We start from the raw sequence: 19,229 nt of genomic DNA on the forward strand, positions 1-19,229 counted from the left end.
TAAATTCTCCTCTATGAAACTAATATCTCTGAGTTTGCCTAATTGCTTTAAATATAGTATCTGAAAGGGAAATTCCGTAGAGAACGATAGTCTCGGAATCTATGGATTTTATAGGAATTGCATGGATTCTATCCCTACCGTGTAGGTAAGAAGTAACAAAATAGTAATCATCAATATTCTCGATTCTCAATTCATCTCCCAGCACATTTCTTTCACCTAAATGAGGAATTTCGTCTATTTCTAAAGTTCTTCCAAAAGTCAATATTGTTTTTCCATCAGTGAAGTAAACCTCATAAGAAGAAGAATTAACAATACTTAAAAGTTTTTCTTTATCCTCTTCGAATATCGTTGGAACTAGTTTTACGTAGACTTTTGGTAAATCAACGATAATGCCATTTACCTCTGCTTTGTATATGATTTTAAGATGATTGTCATCCAGCAGTTCATATTTTGCCTGCCAGTTCCTGATTATGGTTTGGTTTCTTTCCTCCTTACCATGATGGACAAAATCAAATTCCGAATCAAATCGATATCTAGTAATTTTTGTATCTGAGAATTCAATTATCTCATCTCTAAGATTACTGAGAAAATTTTTTTCGTAGTTAATGTGTTTCCATAAACCATTCAATTCTTGACCCATTGCATTTGATGAAATTAATATGAGAAGGATAAACCGTATCGAACTGTTCAAAATCATTTGCTAGTCAATCAATCCAAAACTAATATAGAAAATAATGAGCCTAAATCCTTAAGTTCATATTTGGCATCCTATTTTATTGAAATAAAATTGTTAACTAGAAGCAATATCTTGCTTTTGAAACAGCAACACCACTTCTACAGGGACCAACCGTAAATGTTGCCATAGAACCTCCCCAGCTTTTGATAGTACTTTGAAGGTTTTTTCGCGTAATTCTCTTGAGATCTATAATGTTTTTGGAATTTCCCTCCAGTTCTGATTCTGTGATTATGATTGCGGACTTCCAAGCAAGATTAAATAATGTATTGGCCCGAGTTTTGGTAATAGACTCTAGGTTTCCTATTACATTTCTTATTTTCTTAGGAATTGTAACACAGCTTCTGCCAAATTCTGCATTTTCAATTATTAATTTACCCCGATATGGTACATAAAACCCATAACTCAACCCCAAGTCATCAATATTTACTGTCCAGGAGTTATCTTGGTCTTGAACTTTGCAGTAAATTTTCTTCGTGTCATATTCAGTAAATCCAATGATTAAACTTATTGTCCTATTTTTTGTGGTATCTAAAGGCACCTAACAAGTTATAATCCACAGCGGTTCGGCATCTAAAACCGTAGCTTGAAGCTATTATGGAGAATTAAATAATGGATTCAGTATAAGTTGTAGGGGATAGGACTATCATTTAAGAATTTACGACTTTAATTGATATAAAAAGGGTCCCCCCTGTACCCCTTGTTTTTTCTCCCCGGTATTGACCAGAACATCCATTTGGGAAATTCGTTTCCTAAAATTTCTTTTGTCCAATTTAACATTCAAGATGTCCTCATATAAATTTTGAAGCTCCTGGAAAGTGAATTTTTTTGGCAATAATTCACCCACAATAAGTTTATCCCTAAGGTTGTTTCGAACAAACGAATAGGCTACTTCAACAAGTTTTTTATGATCGTAACCAAATTTTTCTGGAAGGTTATCCATGTCAAACCAATCTATACTTGTTATAGTATCTTTTAATGTCAGTGGGTGATTTTCGGGTTTTACCAATGCATAAAAACAAACGGTAATCACTCTTTTTATGGGGTGCCTATCCAGGGCAGTGTATGTCTTAACCTGTTCAAAATGAATGTTCTTAAACCCAGTAAGGACAAACAAGACTTTGGCTGCACAATCTTCTATGGTTTCATTCCTTTCCATTACACCCCCTGGCACATGCCAATGGTTTTTGTAGTAGCCGAACGATCTTTTGATCAATAATATCTTGAGTTTACCATCAACATATCCAAAGACCGTTATATCTGCTGTAACAGAACATTCAAAAGAGTCTTTCCTGACTTGAATGTTCTGTAGATTATCTGGTTTAGTCATCTTCTATGAACTAGTTTTTGAGGGAGGGATGAAAAAAGGATTACTCCTTTGGTATCTACGCTAAATATACACAGAACATTAAAAAAGAGTATCCAACTATTTGTTGGACAGTATGGCAATGCCGAAAAAGCAATGGGTATTTATGGCTTTGAATGTGATTGTTTACATGATCTGCGGTTGTCTGTGGAAGAGATGGAAAAAATGTAGTAAGCTTCAATTGTACCGATTCATTGGCAGGCATGTTTAAGGGTAATCAAGATGATGGTTTGTCCGGAGCAAACTTTAAGTTTCGGTAACGTACGTCCAAACCCGTAAGCATTGAAATCGTTAATCATTGCCAATGATTGTTGTACTAAAAATCTTTCTTTTTTGTTATTTCCATACGTAATCTAAAGATATTCTGACTTTTTAACATTGGGATGGTCATAAAATATATATATTTATAACTGTGTAAAAAGTACACACAAAACACAGAATACTTTTTAGCACTAAGAACAATAACCTAGACCAATGAAAAATCCAAGGCACAAAGACTTAAAAGGCAAGGTAGTGGTTGTCACCGGAGGTGGTGGTATTTTATGTAGCACCATAGCCCTAGGCCTTGCCGAACAAGGGGCTAAACTGGCCGTATTGGATTTAAAAAAAGAACCGGCAGAAGTGGTTGCGGAGCAAATCAATAAAGCAGGTGGCGAAGCAATTGCAGTTCAGGCGGACGTCTTGAATCAAGAAAGTCTACAAACGGCCTGTGATGCGGTCACCGCACATTTTGGGGCATGTGATATACTCGTCAATGGGGCTGGTGGAAACCATCCATCGGGGACAACGAGCAATCCTCACCTGCATGAAGACGATTTAAAAAATGCTATTGAGGGGGTCAAAACCTTTTTTGATTTGGATATTGGAGCCATCCAATTCGTATTCAATCTAAATTTTATAGGTACGCTTTTACCAACACAGATTTTTTCACGGGGTATGGTGGGGCGAACCGGTTGTAGTGTTTTGAACATTTCATCAATGAACGCGTTTATTCCTTTGACCAAAATACCGGCTTATAGTGGGGCCAAAGCTGCTGTTTCGAATTTTACACAATGGCTCGCCGTGCATTTTTCAAAAGTAGGTATTCGGGTGAATGCCTTGGCACCGGGTTTTTTTCTGACCGATCAGAACCGAACACTCCTTACAAAGGAAAATGGGGAATTGACCCAACGGGGAAAGACCATAATCGATCAAACTCCCATGGGTTGTTTTGGTGAACCGGAAGATTTGGTAGGTACCACTTTATGGCTCTGCAGCGACCAATCAAAGTTTGTGACCGGTATCGTGGTTCCGATTGACGGAGGGTTTAGTGCATTTAGTGGTGTATAATGTTATTGAAGTTGAAGGATTTATAAAAAGAAGTAAAGTGGGTTTAGAGCAAACATGGCGATGGTACGGTCCCAATGACCCGGTTTCCCTTACCGATATCAAACAAGCCGGGGCGACCGGTGTGGTAACGGCCTTACACCATATACCCAATGGTGGGGTTTGGCCCATAGAAGAGATTCAGAAAAGAAAGGAACAGCTAGAAAGGTCCGGGCTTACCTGGTCGGTAGTGGAAAGTATCCCTGTGCACGAAGACATTAAGAAACGCGAAGGGGAGTATATCAGCTATGTGGCAAATTATAGGCAAAGTATCAGAAACCTCGGTGAATGTGGTATCGATACGGTTTGCTACAATTTCATGCCTGTTTTGGATTGGACGCGAACGGATCTATCCTTCAGGATGAAAGATGGGTCCCTGGCATTGCGTTTCAATGCGGTTGAGTTTGCGGCTTTTGAGCTTTTTATCCTAAAACGGCCCGGTGCGGAAGCGCTGTACAGCAAAGAAGAATGGGCCATGGCCAAATTCGCCTATGAAAGAATGAACGAGGAAGACCGTAACAATCTTTCCAAAAATATCATTGCTGGTCTCCCTGGGTCCGAAGAAGGCTATTCCCTTGAGGAGTTTCAATCCGTACTCAATACTTACAATGGCATAACAGCGCACGATTTACGTCAAAACCTATTTGAGTTTATAAAAGCAATCGTTCCAGTAGCCGAAGAGGCTGGTGTTTTAATGGCCATACATCCAGATGATCCACCGTTCTCCATCCTCGGGTTGCCCAGGGTGGTCAGCACGGAAAATGATGCCATGGAAATGTTAAGGGCATACGATAGTCCCCATAATGGACTATGTTTTTGTACGGGGTCTTATGGGGTTCGTGCCGACAATGATTTGGTAGGGATGGCCAAACGGCTGGCCGATAGAATAAACTTTGTCCACCTTAGAAGTACGAAAAGGGACAGCGACGGAAACTTTCATGAAGCGGACCATCTTGATGGTGATGTGGACATGTATGGAGTAATGAGGGAATTACTGCTGGAACAACGGAAAAGAATAAAGGAAAAATCAAAAAACCAACGAATGCCCATGCGCCCCGACCATGGACATCAAATGTTGGATGATTTACAGAAAAAAACCAATCCGGGCTACTCGGCCATCGGCCGTTTACGGGGCCTCGCCGAATTACGGGGATTGATGTACGGAATTGAAAAATCGTTGACCTGATGGTAATCATAACAGGGAACTTTTTGCCAAAAACCCAACTAGCTGAGGAATTGTACCACCGCTACGCAAAAAGTATGTCCATCATTGATTGTCCATCAGAACAAATAGCCAGGGAGTACCAGTTCAAAAATTTGGCTGAAGCTTGGTTGGCAAGGGATTATTACAAGTGGAGGACGAGGTGTTCACCGCCCATAGGCTTAGTGCCATTTGTTGGGGTTGGGTTGGTAAAAACCACAATTAAAAAAGTAGTACGCTCCTTGCTCCCCTTGTTTTTGGCAATTGTGGTAGCCTTTTTTCGATTGCCTATTTTCAACAATTAAGCCTATGACTACCCGACCTTTTTGAGTTATAAAACCAAAACCTTAATAGCAGTGAGAACTAATTAGTGATAAAATGAAAAAAACAAAAAATACTCTTCGAGTAATAACACTTTTAATGGCCTTGATCATTTCGGCTTGCGCCGGAAATAAAGAAGATGATACCCCCTGGGTGGCTTTGTTTGATGGCGAAACCTTGAACGGATGGACGCAAAAAGGCGGTGAAGCAAAATACAAGGTTCGTGAAAGAACTATTGTAGGAACCACCATTTATGATACCCCAAATTCATTTTTGACTTCGGATAAAATGTATGGGGATTTTATTTTGGAGTTGGAATTTAAAGTGGATTCCTCGATGAACTCCGGCATTCAAATCAGGAGCAACAGTCTTCCCCATTACAGAAATGGAAGGGTACATGGCTATCAGGTAGAAATAGATCCTTCTGACCGTGCTTGGAGCGGTGGCATTTATGATGAAGCAAGACGCGGTTGGTTACATACTTTGGAAAATAATCCCGAGGGGCAAAAGGCTTTCAAACAAAACGATTGGAATCATTATCGAATTGAAGCCATTGGGGATACCCTTAAAACATGGGTCAATGGCGTGCCAACTTCACATTTGGTGGATGAAAAAACGGCAAGTGGTTTTATTGCCCTACAAGTCCACAGTATAAACAAGGATAAAAAGGAAGGAACTGAGGTTCAATGGAGGGATATAAAAATTCTTACGGATAGCCTTTCACAGTACGCTAAAAAATCACCATTATCCCCAATAGTCACCAAAAACCAACTCACCAAGAACGAATCCGAATCCGGTTGGAAATTGTTATGGGATGGAGAGACCACCAATGGTTGGCGAGGAGCACGATTGGACGATTTTCCCGAAGCGGGATGGGAAATCAAGGATGGAGAGCTTTCGGTACTATCTTCTGGCGGGGCCGAGTCAAGGGCTGGGGGCGATATCGTAACGACCGATTTGTATGGCGATTTTGAGTTAAAAGTAGATTTCAAGCTCACCGAAGGGGCCAATAGTGGCATCAAATATTACGTGGATACGGATTTGAACAGAGGGCCAGGGTCTTCCATTGGGTTGGAATTCCAGATTTTGGACGATGAACGACATCCGGATGCGAAATTGGGCAATCATGAAGGAAGCCGAACAGTGGCTTCCCTGTATGATTTGATACAGGCAGATACGAAGAAACCTGTCAATCCTATTGGAGAATGGAATACAGCTTATATCATCTCGAAAGAAAACCATGTAGAACACTGGTTGAATGGCGCAAAAGTTTTGGAATACGAACGAAAGAGCAAAGCCTACCGAAAACTGGTCGCTGAAAGCAAATATGTAAAATGGCCTAATTTTGGTGAAGCCGATAGGGGGCACATCCTATTACAAGATCATGGCGATTACGTGAGCTTCAAGAACATCAAAATTAGACCGATAAACTAAGTAAGAATTATGGGAACACGAAGGGACTTCATCAGAAAAACTGCTATCGGGGGTACGGGGATATCCTTGGGCGGAATGCTCATGCCCAGCATGATCAATGCTAACATATTGGGTGCAAATGAACAGGTCAACTGTGCCGTAATAGGGGTTAGAAGTAGGGCCAAGGCGCATATATTGGCTATTCATGCCAACCCCAATGCCAGGCTTATTTATAACTGCGATGTAGACGATTTAATTATTGAAGCCAATAATGCATGGTGTCAAGAGAAGATAGGTTATGTGCCCAAAGTGGAAAAGGATTTTCGCAAAATATTGGAAGATAAGGATGTTGATGCCGTTTTTATCGCAACACCGGAGCACTGGCATGCCCCCATGGCCATTATGGCCCTACAAGCGGGAAAACATGTATATGTAGAAAAACCATGTAGCCATAATCCCTATGAAAACGATTTGCTGGTGGCAGCCCAAAAGAAGTACAACAAAAAAGTGCAAATGGGCAACCAACAGCGATCGGCTGAAACCTCCAAATCGGCCATTAAAGAAATTAGGGAAGGAATTATTGGTGAAGTCTACAAAGGGGAGGCCTACTACTCCAACAATAGAGGCTCAATAGGCAAAGGTAATTCCATTGATGTCCCTAAAACCTTGGATTGGGACCTCTGGCAAGGACCAGCTCCCAGGGAAAATTACCGGGATAATATACATCCCTATAACTGGCATTGGTTCCGCAATTGGGGTACGGGAGAAGTACATAACAACGGTACACACGAAATTGATATCTGTCGCTGGGCATTAGGTGTGGATCTCCCAAAAACGGTAACCTCGTTTGGAGGAAAATATACCTATGACGACGATTGGGAGTTTGTGGACAATCAACAGTTGACATTTGCTTTTAACGATAACAAATTCATTACTTGGAACGGACACAGCCGTGGTATAATGAAACCGGAACGGCCAGGGCGCGGAGTCACTATTTACGGGAGCAAGGGATCTATGGAATTGAGCCGTAATTTTTACAAGCTGTATGATCTTCAGGGAAATCCCATTAAATATGAATTTGAAAGATCCCAAAGCGCAACTTTGGACACTCAAGGAATAGGTGCTTTGGACCTTTCCCATGTGTCGAATTTTATTGATGCCATCAGAAAGGATGTGGTAATGAACTCTCCCATTGCCGATGCCAGCATCTCCACGATGCTCTGCCATTTGGGGAATATGGCACAAGATGCCGGGCAAACCCTGGAGATCGACACAAAAACCGGCAAAGTATTGAACAGCAATGCCGCTATGGCGAATTGGAAACGTGAATACGAAAAAGGTTGGGAACCAAAATTGTAAACTATCTTGAAACGAAGGAGTTTTATCACAAAAAGCGCTTTAACGACCACGGCCCTTACCTGTTCAAGTTCCCTGTGGAGTTCATCATGTATTGGAGCCAATAACTCCATAAACATTGGAATAATAGGGACTGGGGATCGTGGCCAGGGGCTTTTTAAGGTCATTCAACAACTTGAAGGTCTCAATGTGGTTGCCTGCTGTGATAGTCTTCCATTTCGCCTTCAAGAAGGTTTGGCCATTGCGGATGCCCCCATTACGGGGCATGCTGATTATCGCCGGTTGTTGGACAATACCGATATCGATGCGGTTTTGATAGCGACGCCATTCAATACGCATGCCGAAATTGCTATGGATGCCCTTGATGCTGCAAAGCACGTTTTCTGCGAAAAGACACTGGTAAAGGGGTATGATGCCATCCAAAAATTGATCGATAAGGAAAAGAGCTCAAAGGGAATATTTCAAACCGGTCATCAATACCATAGTTCAAGATTATACTCGCACGTGGTAAACCTTATAAATAATGGGAAAATAGGAAAAATAGCGGCATTTGAATGTCAATGGAACCGTAATGGCAATTGGAGACGACCAGTGCCAGATGAAAAATGGGAGCGGCAAATTAACTGGCGTATGTATCGTGAATACTCGGGCGGGCTCCTGGCGGAACTTTGCTCCCATCAGATAGATTTTGTCAATTGGGTATTGGGGGAAATGCCCGAACAGGTAATGGGGATTGGCGGTATTGATTACTGGAAAGATGGTCGGGAAACCTATGACAATATTCATCTTGTGTATAGTTACCCAAATGGGGTCAAAGCCAAATTTACCTGTCTTACAAGTAACGCCATGGGGGATTATAGAATAAAGGTCATGGGCGATAAAGGATCGATTATTTTAAGTTATGCAAAAGCATGGTTTTACCCTGAAGGTGATTATGAAAAGAAAGTTGGGGAAGTAGATGGGGTTTCAGGAGCTACCACGAACTGGGCAGAAGGAAAAGGAGTTCCAATAGCGATGGAACATACGGAACCAAGTAAACAGGCATTAATGGATTTTAGGGACAGTATTGTGAATAGTAAACCGCCAATTTCCGATGCAGTAACTGGCGCAAAAACTGCCCTCTGTGTCCAAATGGGATTGGATGCCATGTACGGGAATAAAATTGTTGCCAAAAACACAAACTTAGTAAAGCAAATATCTTGATCGTTTAAAAGTCTACCACACTGCAAGTAAGTTTTGGGGTAAAATCCTCAAACGTATTCAATGTAATGTAAAAATGGGTTACGACATTACCATAAAGGAAATAGCAGAAATAGCAGGTGTGTCCACGTCTACCGTATCCAAAGCACTAAATGGGAGCCCTGAGATAAGTATTGGTACGCGTTTGCATATCAAGAGAATCGCTATTAAAAAAGGGTATAAAGCCAATAATACGGCCAGGGCATTAAAAAGTAAAAGGTCTGGCTCGATAGGGATTATTGTGCCGGAAATATCCAGTTCATTTTTCTCAAGAATGGTGCAAGGTGCCGCATCCCGTGCCAAAGAAAGAGGTTTAAAAAGTTATATCTGTTTTTCAAATGAATCCCTAAGGACAGAAAAGAAACTTATTGCCGGTTTTATTGATCACTCTGTGGATGGACTTATTATTTCACTGTCAAAACAGACACAAAACTTGGGAAGTTATGACCACATAGCCCAGCTAAGAAAATATATCCCCGTAGTAATGGTAGACCGTGTCTGTGACGTAATGGAATGTGACAAAGTGGAACTTGACAATATTGAAGCCAGTAAATCGGCACTTAGACATCTGGTATCCACTGGCTGCAGAAATATCGTTTTCCTTACCACCATTAAACCAACCAGTGTAAGTAAAAATAGGATGTATGGGTTCAAGGAAGAATGCAAAACCCTGAAAGCTATCGGTGGTAATGGACTAAGGGGAAAAGTGGTTGAAATGAACGGATCTGATGAGCTAGAAAAGAGATTGGGAAGCCTTCTACAAAAGGATTTTATTGACGCATTTATCATTGCCGATGAACTCGCCACAATAAAAACGCATAGCTATTTGCAACGAAACGGCTATAAAATTCCACAGGATATTTCAATTATTGGCTTTACCAACAGTGAAATTTCAAAAAACATTTATCCGTCGCTGACCATGGTAAGTCAGAATGCGGAACAATTGGGAAAAAGGGCATTGGATGTGCTTGCATTAAGAATGACCAAAAGTGGGGTTGGCCCGGCTTGCAGACAAATTAAGATTCGTCACAAAATGATTATAAGGGAGTCAACGAAACAAGTTAAGATGAAGACCAACACCTAACGGTTTTTGCCTAATTGATAACACAAATGCGGTTTTGCTTTTGAATATTGAAATCAAATTTTAACCAAGAAAAAGGAAATTATGTAAAATTAATGTTATCTTAAATTATATTTCTTTTTGCTGAAAGAAAAGTATTACACAAGTGGAAGCTGGTATCGGAATCCTTTACTACGTGAATATTCTTTGAAAGTATGTAATGACCTTAAGACCTCTATTTTAGATTACTCATAAGTAATTTTTTTGGTAGTAATGAAGTGTAATTTATAGAAAAGAAGACACTGCAGGATATGAAAAAAATTAATCAGGAAGCATTTGAAAAGTTATATAAAGAGAATTATATTCACTTGGTTCTCGTTTCATTGACCATTGTAAAGGATAGAAGTGCTTCCGAGGATATTGTCCACACTTTTTTCGAAACACTATGGAAAAAAAAGGAAACTTTAGCAATTCATAAAAATTTCAAATCCTACGCAATTTCTGCAGTCAAAAAGCTTAGTTTCAAACAGCTTCAGACAAAAGAAAGAGAAAGGCAATCCCTAAGTAAACTTATTCATTACCCCCCTCTTCTGCCCAACGAGAATGGCACCTTGGTCAATGACCAAGTAAATAAGATGCATGAAATCATCCAATCCATTCCAGAATCAAGGAGAAATATTTTTTTGGATTATGTATTGGGAGGACTTAGTTATAAAGAAATTGCCGAAATGCGGAATATATCGCTAAATACGGTAAAGGCACAAATGCAAAGAACATACGAGTTCATAAGAAAATTGGAAATGGACAAAGTATCGGCCATTATACTTCTTACGTTTTTCCTGACGTACTTTTTTTAATTCGATTACGCTTTTTCTTACCGGTTTCAAAAATAGACTTGCCAATTTCATAAAAATAGGGCTGTATTTTTTTTATGTTGCCCTACAATGTTGCGATAAATTAAAAAAAAGATAATTTTTTGTAGCTATTTTTTAAACATTCCGGAACATATAACTAACAAATGGACAAAACAAACACTTTCCGTAGTGCTTTACATCAAATTTTTGATGGGGGCAGCCTTTCAGATTCATTGAAATCTTCTTTACGAAAAGAAGAAATCGAACTTCTTGTTCAGCTTCAAGAACAAGGGTTGATCGAAGAGGCCATCGCAATAATGGATTCCACGGATTTGGAAGTCAACTGGGAATTGTTAAAGAACAAGCTTGACATAACGGATGGCGAAACAAATAGAAAGGTTTTGTTTGGCAAGAAGAACATATTAAAGTATGCTGCCATCTTCATTGGTGGAGTTGTAGCATCCATTTCCTTTTATAATTGGCATACATCCCGCAATCAAGATATTGACCCGACCCTGGATTTGGACAAAGACCGGATAATCTTGACACAAGCGGACGGTAGTAAAAAAGTACTTTCTGAAGAACAGGATTCAGAGATGGTTATGTTTGATAACGATGGAAATCCCATTGGTGTCCAAAAAGGAAAAGTACTTGATTATTCACAAGATGGGACAAAAAGCACAGAAAAGGAGCTTGTCTACAATGAATTAACAGTTCCCCTTGGGAAAAGGTTCGATGTGATTTTATCCGACGGAACCAAGGTAAGCCTGAATGCGGGTACCCATATGAAATACCCCATTGCTTTTTCCGCAAAGGGCGCTAGGGACGTCACCATCACCGGAGAGGCCTATTTTAAAGTAGAGAAAGACAGTACTAGGCCTTTTACGGTTTCCTTTTCTGATGGGTTCCATATCAAAGTATTGGGCACGGAATTCAATGTGTCAACATATGCGGAAGGGGTCGATGTTGAAACCGTTTTGGTAGAAGGTTCGGTGGCCCTTTCCTCAAGTGATTCAAAACAGGGGGAGTTGGTTCTAAAACCTGGCCATAAGGCAGAGTGGAGCAGTGCCGATCGGAATATTGATATTGCTCCGGCCAACATAAGATTGTACACCAGTTGGGTCAATGGGGAGCTCATTTTTAGAAATAACAGGTTTGAAACCATTGTAGCGAAATTGGAGCGGGCCTATGACGTGACCATTGATTTTAATGCCCAAGACTTTAAGGGCAAGCGGTACGATGCCACTTTCGATGTTAATGTTGAAAATGTAGAAGAGGTGATTCACCACTTGGCCAAAGTAGTCCCTATTGATTACCAGGTTATGGGAAAAGAAATAGCAATCACAAAACGGCAAACTGAGTCAAATTAATATAACTAAAAAAGAAGCCAATGAATTGAAAGAAACCGGAAAATAGGATCAGTATTTCCCGGTTAAAATTTGGATTAAACGAAGTATTAACATTTAAAACCAAACCAAAAATATGGAAAATATTAATGGGAAGCCTTGGTTCAAAAGGCTTTGCTACTTAAATTATGATTTGAAAATGAAACTTACATTCACCATCCTCTTAGTTTCGTTTTTACATCTCCAAGCGACTACAACCACGTACGCGCAGAATACCAAACTGACCATACAAATGGAAGGGGCCAAAATTGCCCAAATTATTGAGACAGTTGAATCAAAATCAGAATTCAGATTCTTGTTTGATCGGGACGATGTAGACTTGGAAAGAAGAGTGGATATTGACGTTAGGGCCAAAAAAATTGGTCATATTCTAAAGGTTATGTTCAAGGGATCAGATGTAGCGTACAACATCGAGAATCGTCAGATAGTCTTGAACAAATCGAAACAAATAAATAGGACCCAGGTTCCAAGTATTGAGGACACAGTGGTGCAGCAAGAATACCGGGTCACCGGAACGGTTACCGACAAGGACGGAGGCCCACTGCCAGGGGCAAATGTGGTGGTGATGGGAACTACTACTGGCGTACAAACGGACTTTGACGGAAATTTTGAAATTACCGTTCCCGATGGCGGGATTTTGGAAATCTCATATGTTGGGTTTACCCCACAACGGTTTACCATTACGGAAGACCAGAACCTTCAAGTTCAACTGCAAGAGGATTTAGCTGCACTGGAGGAGGTCGTGGTTGTAGGATACGGTACCCAGAAAAAGGTAAACCTAACGGGAGCCGTATCTTCTGTCGATTTTGAAGAATTAGGTGATACCAGGCCCATTACCAATGTTTCGCAAGGACTTGCTGGCCAGGCTCCTGGGGTATTTGTTTCGCAAGGGTCGGGAAAGCCTGGTGATGATGCCGGCGCTATTTTAATTAGAGGTGTAGGTACTTTAAACAATGCAAGTCCATTAGTGGTCATAGATGGTATTGTCGGTAACTTGAGTGATGTCATTCCCGAAAATATTGCCAACATATCCATATTAAAAGACGCAGCTTCTGCCGCCATCTATGGTTCCCGGGCTGCCAATGGGGTTGTTTTGGTCACTACAAAGACGGGTACTAGCGGGAAAATGACTCTTGCCTATAACGGGTATACTGGTTTTCAAACACCAACCTTGCCAGTGGATATGATCTGGAACTATCCGACACATATGGAGTTGATCAATCAAGCCCAATTAAATGTTGGAAAACCAGAAATATTTAGTCAAGCTACGATTGATGATTATCGCGCTGGTACGGACCCTATCCTTTATCCAAATACAAATTGGTTTGAAGCTGCTTTTCGTGATGCATTCATTCAGCGACATAATATTACGGCAAGTGGAGGTAGTGCAAAAGTGCGTTACCTGATATCGGCCAATATTTTGGATAACAGGGGCAATCTGAAAGAAACAGATTTCAAAAGATATTCTTTTCGATCAAATGTAGAAGCAGAACTAAATGATTGGCTGACTATTGGAGCAAATGTTTTTGGTTTTTGGTCAGATGAGGGCACACCGGGTGACAATATCGGAAGATATCTGGGTTTCATAGGTGGTTCTGTGCCTGGACTGTTGCCACGAGATCCTCTTGGAAGGGTTGGTGGACCTTGGGTGGATGGAGAAAACGCATCTGTAAACAACATAGAAACCAATTTTGACAATAATGAGTCGTCTCAAAATATTACCAAGATATTGGGGAAATTGTACACAAGGGTGAACTTTTTAAAGGACTTCACTTTAACCACCAGCTTTCAGCCTGCAATTCAATATGATTATGATATTAGGCAGGAATTTTTTGCGGATGTCTGGAATCTAAGGGATAATACTATTATCAGACAGAGTAATAACAAAACGGCATTGGAAGAAGAGTACAGAAAATATTATCGATTGATTTTTGATTCCTTTTTAACGTACAATAAAACAATTGCTGACCATCACAACGTTGGGGTAGTAGCTGGTTATAATCAGGAGTATGAGACCGCAAGAAATTTGAGTGCTTTTAAGTTGGATGTGCTTGCTGATGAAACCACGGTAATGGATGCCGTTTCAGGGGCGGACCCCGTAGTTAGGGGAAATTTTGAAGATAGATCACTCCGTTCGTTGTTTGGTAGGGTAGAGTACAATTTTAAAGAAAAATACCTTTTTGACGCCAATATAAGGTACGATGGTTCTTCTAGATTTTCAGAAAACGAACGTTGGGGTGTTTTTCCTTCGGTATCTGCGGGTTGGGTAATATCCAATGAAGGGTTTTTGGAGGATTCCAAGGCTTTAAGCTTCTTAAAAATAAGAGGGTCTTGGGGACAATTGGGCAATAACCAAGTTGCCGACTATGGAACCCAGCCATTGTACAATTTAAGTAGTTATGTTTTTGGCGGAACCATTGTTCCGGGAGCTGCTCCAAACGCAATTCCCAATGACATACTCAGATGGGAAACCACCACACAAACCAATATTGGGGTTGAAAGCAGGTTTTTTGGTGGAAGATTGGGAATGGAGTTCGATTGGTTTAAGAGAAGGACCGATGATATCTTAATTGATCTCCCAATCCCCGGCGTGAATGGTGGGCTTACTGCTCCCCCACAAAATGCGGGAATTGTAGACAACAATGGTGTTGAGTTGACCCTTAGTTGGAGGGATAACATCGGAAGTGATTTCAGGTACGCGTTCAGTGGGAATTTTACGTATGTAAAGAACGAAGTTGTCAAATATCTGGGAGGAGCTGGCACAAGAAGCAACAACCAAATACTTCAAGAGGGATTGCCCTTAGGTTCCTGGTATGTTCGTGAAGTGGAAAGTATTGCGACCCAAGAAAGGATAGATGAGTTGGTTGCTGACGGATATACCTTTTCCCCCATGCCCTCTCCCGGTGATTTTATCTACAAAGATCAACAAAGTGAAGGAGAAGAGGGACACAAAGTAATCAATGACGATGACCGTGTTGCCAAAGGATCGCAGATTCCTAAATATACTTTTGGGTTTTCATTGGACTTAGGTTACAAAGGTTTTGACCTCAATATTTTAGGTCAAGGTGTGGCAGGTGTTGAAACTTATTTCAATAATGTCTGGTACACATCGGATTTACAAAATGGAAGATTGGTTCCTGCAGCAGCTTTGGACGCCTGGACTCCAGAAAACCCGAATGCAAGCTTCCCACGCTTGACTGCAGATGGTGTGCCAAACAACACGGTAGCAAATGACTTCTGGTTGATGGATGCCTCATTTTTGAGGATAAAGAACATCACCTTGGGATATTCGCTTCCAAAAAATGTTATTCAAAGTTTTGGTATGGAAAGGTTTAGGTTGTTTTTAAGCGCTGAGAATTACTTTACAATCAGATCTTCCGAATTCAAGGGATTTGACCCTGAACTGACAGGAGTGAATTATCCCATTATGAAAAGATTGACATTGGGTCTAAATGTAAACTTTTAAATTATTGCTTATGAAAACGTGTAAAATTTTAGTAGTGGCATTGACTTTCATAGCCTTTGGCTGTGAAGATGATTTCTTGGAAACTTCCCCTCAAAATGCGATAGGTGGCAATGACTTTTGGAAGACGGAAGAACATGCATTTCTTGGTGTTAATGCCATTTATAATGTCATGAGAAGACAACCTTATATTAATGAGTTGGGAATGGATGATGTGCTTACTCCCATGGCATACCGTTACGGTGGAAGTGCCAACTGGGATACTTGGCAATTGTACAGTATTGTTTCGGGGAATTCAAATAATAGAACCAGGCTTTACAAAGATCGCTGGGAAACACTGTATCGTGGGATAAACAGGGCGAATGAAGCAATAGCCAATATCCCAGGAATCGAGACTACTGATGAAACTACCAAGAATCGATTACTTGGAGAAGCACAATTTTTAAGGGCTTTGTTCTATTTTGACCTGTTGAATTATTATGGGGGGCAAGACGACTCAAGATACGATGGTGTTCCACTATATACGGAGCCTACCTCCTTCTCACAGACGTACGAGCCCAGGAGCAAGCCCTCTGTGATAAGGGCTGTGATTTTGGAAGATTTAAATAATGCCATTGCCAATCTGCCAAGTACGGGAGGTGAACTTTCAGATGGCAGGGCCTCCAAAGGTGCAGCAATGGCCTTGTTGGGAAAGGTCTATTTGTATAACAAACAATACACCGAAGCTACAAACATGTTTAGGCAGGTCATAGATTTGGGAGATTATCAGTTGCACGACGATTACGGTAGTATGTTCCAAACATCAGCAGACAGAAACAGTGGGGTAATTTTTGCGCTTCAAAATGAAGGTATCCAGGATTTTGGTGGTTGGCGGGATTTACGATATGGCAATGCGTCAAGTCGCAGTAATGCTAAAAACAGTTCTATTCCAACTAACTTTTTTGTGAATTCGTACAGATGGCAAGATGGTACCAAATTTGACATGAATCAGTTCTTGGCGGATTTTGAGACGGCCAATGGCAGAGCATTTGATTGGTCCAATAGAGATGACGTAAATCAGATGTTTGAAGGTAGAGACCCGCGATTGGAGGCCAGTATAATTAGGCCCTTCGCATTTTTTGTAGGTCGTGGCAATAGGACTTACGAGTATCGATATCCTAGGGATACTGAATCGGAACCATTTGAAAGTATGAGAACTGTCAACAATACAAACGATCATTATTGCTGGCGAAAATTTGTAAACGTAGGAGAAGAAAGCCCTGTTCGTAGGCACTCTGCCATTGATTATCCGGTGATTCGATATGCAGATGTATTATTAATGTATGCCGAAGCAAGGAATGAAGATAATCCAGGTAATGCTGGTAATGCTGGCGATGATTTGTATTGGGCAATTAATCAAGTGAGAAACCGAGTAAATATGCCTGATGTTCCGGTTGGCACTCAAGCTGAAGTAAGGGAATTAATCAGGGAAGAAAGAATGTTGGAATTAGCTGCTGAAGGTATTTTTTACTCAGACTATCGAAGATGGTTTGATGGCGACCCTTCATTTAATGCGGACTCCTTGAATGAAGATATCCTGGATTTTACCGGAACGGTACTGCTTGATACACGCAGATACTATCCTGGTTATTTTCTATGGCCGATACCTGAGACAGAAAGGGACTTGAATCCAGACTTAACCCAGAATCCAGGCTGGTAAGCTATTGGATTTGAGGAAGAAGCTAAATTTTTAGACATGCCCACTGCAATTATGTTCTTAAAAATTGTAGTGGGTATTATTTCAATAATTAAATACCCAACCAAACTTCTATGGCTGCTTTGGGAATTTCAATTCGGCCTTGGTTTCAATTAATATGGGGGTAAATCAAAAAACATTTAATAGAATCATGAAGACTTCATTAGTTGCTTTCTTTTTCTTTTGCGCAACCATTGCTTTGGCAAAAGATTTAAAAACGGTGAACATAAAAGATTTTGGTGCCGTCGGAGATGCCAGAACACTAAATACACAATCCATTCAGACCGCTATTGACCACGTGGTCGCTTCCGGTGGAGGAACAGTCGTTGTTCCAAAAGGAAATTTTGTAACGGGAAGTATATTCCTGAAGGATAATATTGAACTGAAATTGGAAAAAGGGGCAGTGCTATTGGGCAGTACCGATTTCAATCACTACAAACAGGGCAGCCATTGGTATGCATTGATTCTTTCCCTGGATGCCAAGAATGTGCGTATAACCGGGGAAGGGGAGATTAACGGGCAGGCATTGGACCTGGTTGATGATGTCATGGGTAAGCTCACACGTGGTGAGATTGATCCTTCCAATTATAATCGTAATCGCCCTGATGAGGATGTTCGTCCACAACTCATCGAATTCACCAACGTCTCAAACGTCACCATCCAGGATATTACCTTGCGTGACGCTGCTGGGTGGACACAGACCTATATTAATTGCGATGTGTTATCGCTCAAAAGGGTCAAAGTACGATGTACAAAGTATTGGAACAATGACGGTCTGGACCTTGTTGATTGCACTAATGTGGTTGTTGAAGATTGTGATATCATCAGTGAAGACGATGGTATTTGTTTGAAATCCCACGATAGTTCACGCGTATGCAAAAACATTGAGATCAAGAATTGCAAAGTCAGCTCGGGTTCAAGTGCTTTTAAGTTGGGGACCGCTTCTCGTGGCGGTTTTGAGAACATAAAAGTCGATAGCTTGTACATATATGATACCTACCGTTCTTCAATTGCCTTAATGGTTGTTGATGGCGGTTACATGAAAGATGTTACAATATCAAATGTTACTGTAAAAAATAGTTCCGGCTCATTTTTTATAGATATAGGGCATCGTAATCAGAAAGCTGACATAGGCACGATTGAGAATATTCGTCTGAGCAATATCGACATGGAAGTCAATCTGGATGGAAAAAATAGCAATCATCATAGACCAAACTTTCATTTTCCTCCTCGTGGCGAAAGGCCTGCTCCGCATAATCCCTATCCTTCAACAATATCTGGATTGCCAAATCATCCAATAAAAAATGTAAGTTTCAAGAATATCACTATGAAATACTTTGGTGGTGGAAAGAAGAAAACAGCACACATACCTACGGACTCTTTATCCTTGGTCCCATATAACGAAAAGAAGTACCCTGAGTTTCACATGTTCGGTGAGTTGCCCGCATCGGCCTTTTTTGTGAGGAATGTGGAAGGAATACAGTTTGAGAATGTCAATATCAGTTATCTGGAACCGGACTACAGAACACCGTTTGTTTTTAGTCAAGTAAACGGTTTGAAAATCGATGGACTTAACGTGAAGGATGTTGAAAATGGTCCAATACTAATTTTGGATAACGCACAGCACGAAAAGATTGAGAATGTAAACGCCTCCGTGGAAGGAGATGTAATAAAAAAACAAAATTGACCACGGTCAAACGTCAGGTGATTGCATTTC

Annotated in this window: 15 protein-coding genes; 12 read left to right on the forward strand and 3 right to left on the reverse strand. The window is 40.7% G+C overall.

The window, feature by feature from the left end; all coding sequences use genetic code 11:
- Positions 1–19: 19 nt before the first annotated feature.
- From L0P88_RS18020 to L0P88_RS18030, 3 genes are all read right to left on the reverse strand, one after another.
- The gene (locus L0P88_RS18020; protein WP_247131297.1) at positions 20–640 is read right to left on the reverse strand and encodes a hypothetical protein; all 621 of its coding nucleotides are present in this window, start codon (positions 638–640) and stop codon (positions 20–22) included.
- A gap of 154 nt (positions 641–794) precedes the next feature.
- Entirely contained in the window at positions 795–1,274 is a 480-nt protein-coding gene (locus L0P88_RS18025) for a hypothetical protein (protein ID WP_247131298.1), read from the reverse strand.
- A 117-nt stretch (positions 1,275–1,391) separates the two neighbouring features.
- Positions 1,392–2,063, reverse strand: a complete 672-nt coding sequence (locus tag L0P88_RS18030; RefSeq protein ID WP_247131299.1) for an NUDIX hydrolase — start codon at positions 2,061–2,063, stop codon at positions 1,392–1,394.
- Between the two features lie 510 nt (positions 2,064–2,573).
- Here L0P88_RS18030 and L0P88_RS18035 point away from each other — a divergent pair.
- The 12 genes from L0P88_RS18035 (at position 2,574) to L0P88_RS18085 (ending at position 19,199) form a co-directional block, all read left to right on the forward strand.
- Positions 2,574–3,428 (forward strand): SDR family oxidoreductase, encoded by an 855-nt coding sequence (locus L0P88_RS18035; protein WP_247131300.1) that lies wholly within the window; start codon positions 2,574–2,576, stop codon positions 3,426–3,428.
- Between the two features lie 37 nt (positions 3,429–3,465).
- Positions 3,466–4,650 (forward strand): mannonate dehydratase, encoded by a 1,185-nt coding sequence (gene uxuA, locus L0P88_RS18040; protein ID WP_247131301.1) that lies wholly within the window; start codon positions 3,466–3,468, stop codon positions 4,648–4,650.
- Positions 4,650–4,970: a glucuronate isomerase gene (locus L0P88_RS24175; RefSeq protein ID WP_409557692.1), complete on the forward strand. Its 321-nt coding sequence runs from the start codon at positions 4,650–4,652 to the stop codon at positions 4,968–4,970. Before uxuA ends, L0P88_RS24175 begins: the two co-directional genes overlap by 1 nt.
- A gap of 115 nt (positions 4,971–5,085) precedes the next feature.
- On the forward strand, positions 5,086–6,420 hold the full coding sequence (locus tag L0P88_RS18045) for a DUF1080 domain-containing protein (protein WP_409557734.1): 1,335 nt from the start codon (positions 5,086–5,088) through the stop codon (positions 6,418–6,420).
- Positions 6,421–6,429: 9 nt separating this feature from the next.
- Complete coding sequence (locus L0P88_RS18050) at positions 6,430–7,758, forward strand: Gfo/Idh/MocA family protein (protein WP_247131303.1); 1,329 nt, start codon at positions 6,430–6,432, stop codon at positions 7,756–7,758.
- Positions 7,759–7,764: 6 nt separating this feature from the next.
- Positions 7,765–8,958: a Gfo/Idh/MocA family protein gene (locus tag L0P88_RS18055; protein ID WP_247131304.1), complete on the forward strand. Its 1,194-nt coding sequence runs from the start codon at positions 7,765–7,767 to the stop codon at positions 8,956–8,958.
- Positions 8,959–9,031: 73 nt separating this feature from the next.
- Positions 9,032–10,078 carry a LacI family DNA-binding transcriptional regulator gene (locus L0P88_RS18060; RefSeq protein ID WP_247131305.1) on the forward strand — a complete coding sequence of 349 codons (1,047 nt, stop codon included), beginning with the start codon at positions 9,032–9,034 and terminating at the stop codon, positions 10,076–10,078.
- A 287-nt stretch (positions 10,079–10,365) separates the two neighbouring features.
- Complete coding sequence (locus tag L0P88_RS18065) at positions 10,366–10,911, forward strand: sigma-70 family RNA polymerase sigma factor (protein ID WP_247131306.1); 546 nt, start codon at positions 10,366–10,368, stop codon at positions 10,909–10,911.
- A 161-nt stretch (positions 10,912–11,072) separates the two neighbouring features.
- Positions 11,073–12,278 carry a FecR family protein gene (locus L0P88_RS18070; protein WP_247131307.1) on the forward strand — a complete coding sequence of 402 codons (1,206 nt, stop codon included), beginning with the start codon at positions 11,073–11,075 and terminating at the stop codon, positions 12,276–12,278.
- A 175-nt stretch (positions 12,279–12,453) separates the two neighbouring features.
- On the forward strand, positions 12,454–15,780 hold the full coding sequence (locus tag L0P88_RS18075) for a TonB-dependent receptor (protein WP_247131308.1): 3,327 nt from the start codon (positions 12,454–12,456) through the stop codon (positions 15,778–15,780).
- 10 nt (positions 15,781–15,790) lie between these two features.
- Positions 15,791–17,476: a RagB/SusD family nutrient uptake outer membrane protein gene (locus L0P88_RS18080; RefSeq protein ID WP_247131309.1), complete on the forward strand. Its 1,686-nt coding sequence runs from the start codon at positions 15,791–15,793 to the stop codon at positions 17,474–17,476.
- Positions 17,477–17,663: 187 nt separating this feature from the next.
- The gene (locus L0P88_RS18085) at positions 17,664–19,199 is read left to right on the forward strand and encodes a glycoside hydrolase family 28 protein (protein ID WP_247131310.1); all 1,536 of its coding nucleotides are present in this window, start codon (positions 17,664–17,666) and stop codon (positions 19,197–19,199) included.
- Positions 19,200–19,229: the final 30 nt, after the last annotated feature.

Source organism: Muricauda sp. SCSIO 64092, assembly GCF_023016285.1.
Taxonomy (GTDB): Bacteria; Bacteroidota; Bacteroidia; order Flavobacteriales; family Flavobacteriaceae; genus Croceivirga.

What these genes read in the sequence shown, in the direction of transcription:
- L0P88_RS18020 (WP_247131297.1), bottom strand. Translation starts at nt 640, where the DNA reads ATGGGTCAAGAATTGAATGGTTTATGGAAACACATTAACTACGAAAAA.
- L0P88_RS18030 (WP_247131299.1), bottom strand. Translation starts at nt 2,063, where the DNA reads ATGACTAAACCAGATAATCTACAGAACATTCAAGTCAGGAAAGACTCT.
- L0P88_RS18035 (WP_247131300.1), top strand. Translation starts at nt 2,574, where the DNA reads ATGAAAAATCCAAGGCACAAAGACTTAAAAGGCAAGGTAGTGGTTGTC.
- L0P88_RS24175 (WP_409557692.1), top strand. Translation starts at nt 4,650, where the DNA reads ATGGTAATCATAACAGGGAACTTTTTGCCAAAAACCCAACTAGCTGAG.
- L0P88_RS18045 (WP_409557734.1), top strand. Translation starts at nt 5,086, where the DNA reads ATGGCCTTGATCATTTCGGCTTGCGCCGGAAATAAAGAAGATGATACC.
- L0P88_RS18050 (WP_247131303.1), top strand. Translation starts at nt 6,430, where the DNA reads ATGGGAACACGAAGGGACTTCATCAGAAAAACTGCTATCGGGGGTACG.
- L0P88_RS18060 (WP_247131305.1), top strand. Translation starts at nt 9,032, where the DNA reads ATGGGTTACGACATTACCATAAAGGAAATAGCAGAAATAGCAGGTGTG.
- L0P88_RS18065 (WP_247131306.1), top strand. Translation starts at nt 10,366, where the DNA reads ATGAAAAAAATTAATCAGGAAGCATTTGAAAAGTTATATAAAGAGAAT.
- L0P88_RS18070 (WP_247131307.1), top strand. Translation starts at nt 11,073, where the DNA reads ATGGACAAAACAAACACTTTCCGTAGTGCTTTACATCAAATTTTTGAT.
- L0P88_RS18075 (WP_247131308.1), top strand. Translation starts at nt 12,454, where the DNA reads ATGAAACTTACATTCACCATCCTCTTAGTTTCGTTTTTACATCTCCAA.
- L0P88_RS18080 (WP_247131309.1), top strand. Translation starts at nt 15,791, where the DNA reads ATGAAAACGTGTAAAATTTTAGTAGTGGCATTGACTTTCATAGCCTTT.
- L0P88_RS18085 (WP_247131310.1), top strand. Translation starts at nt 17,664, where the DNA reads ATGAAGACTTCATTAGTTGCTTTCTTTTTCTTTTGCGCAACCATTGCT.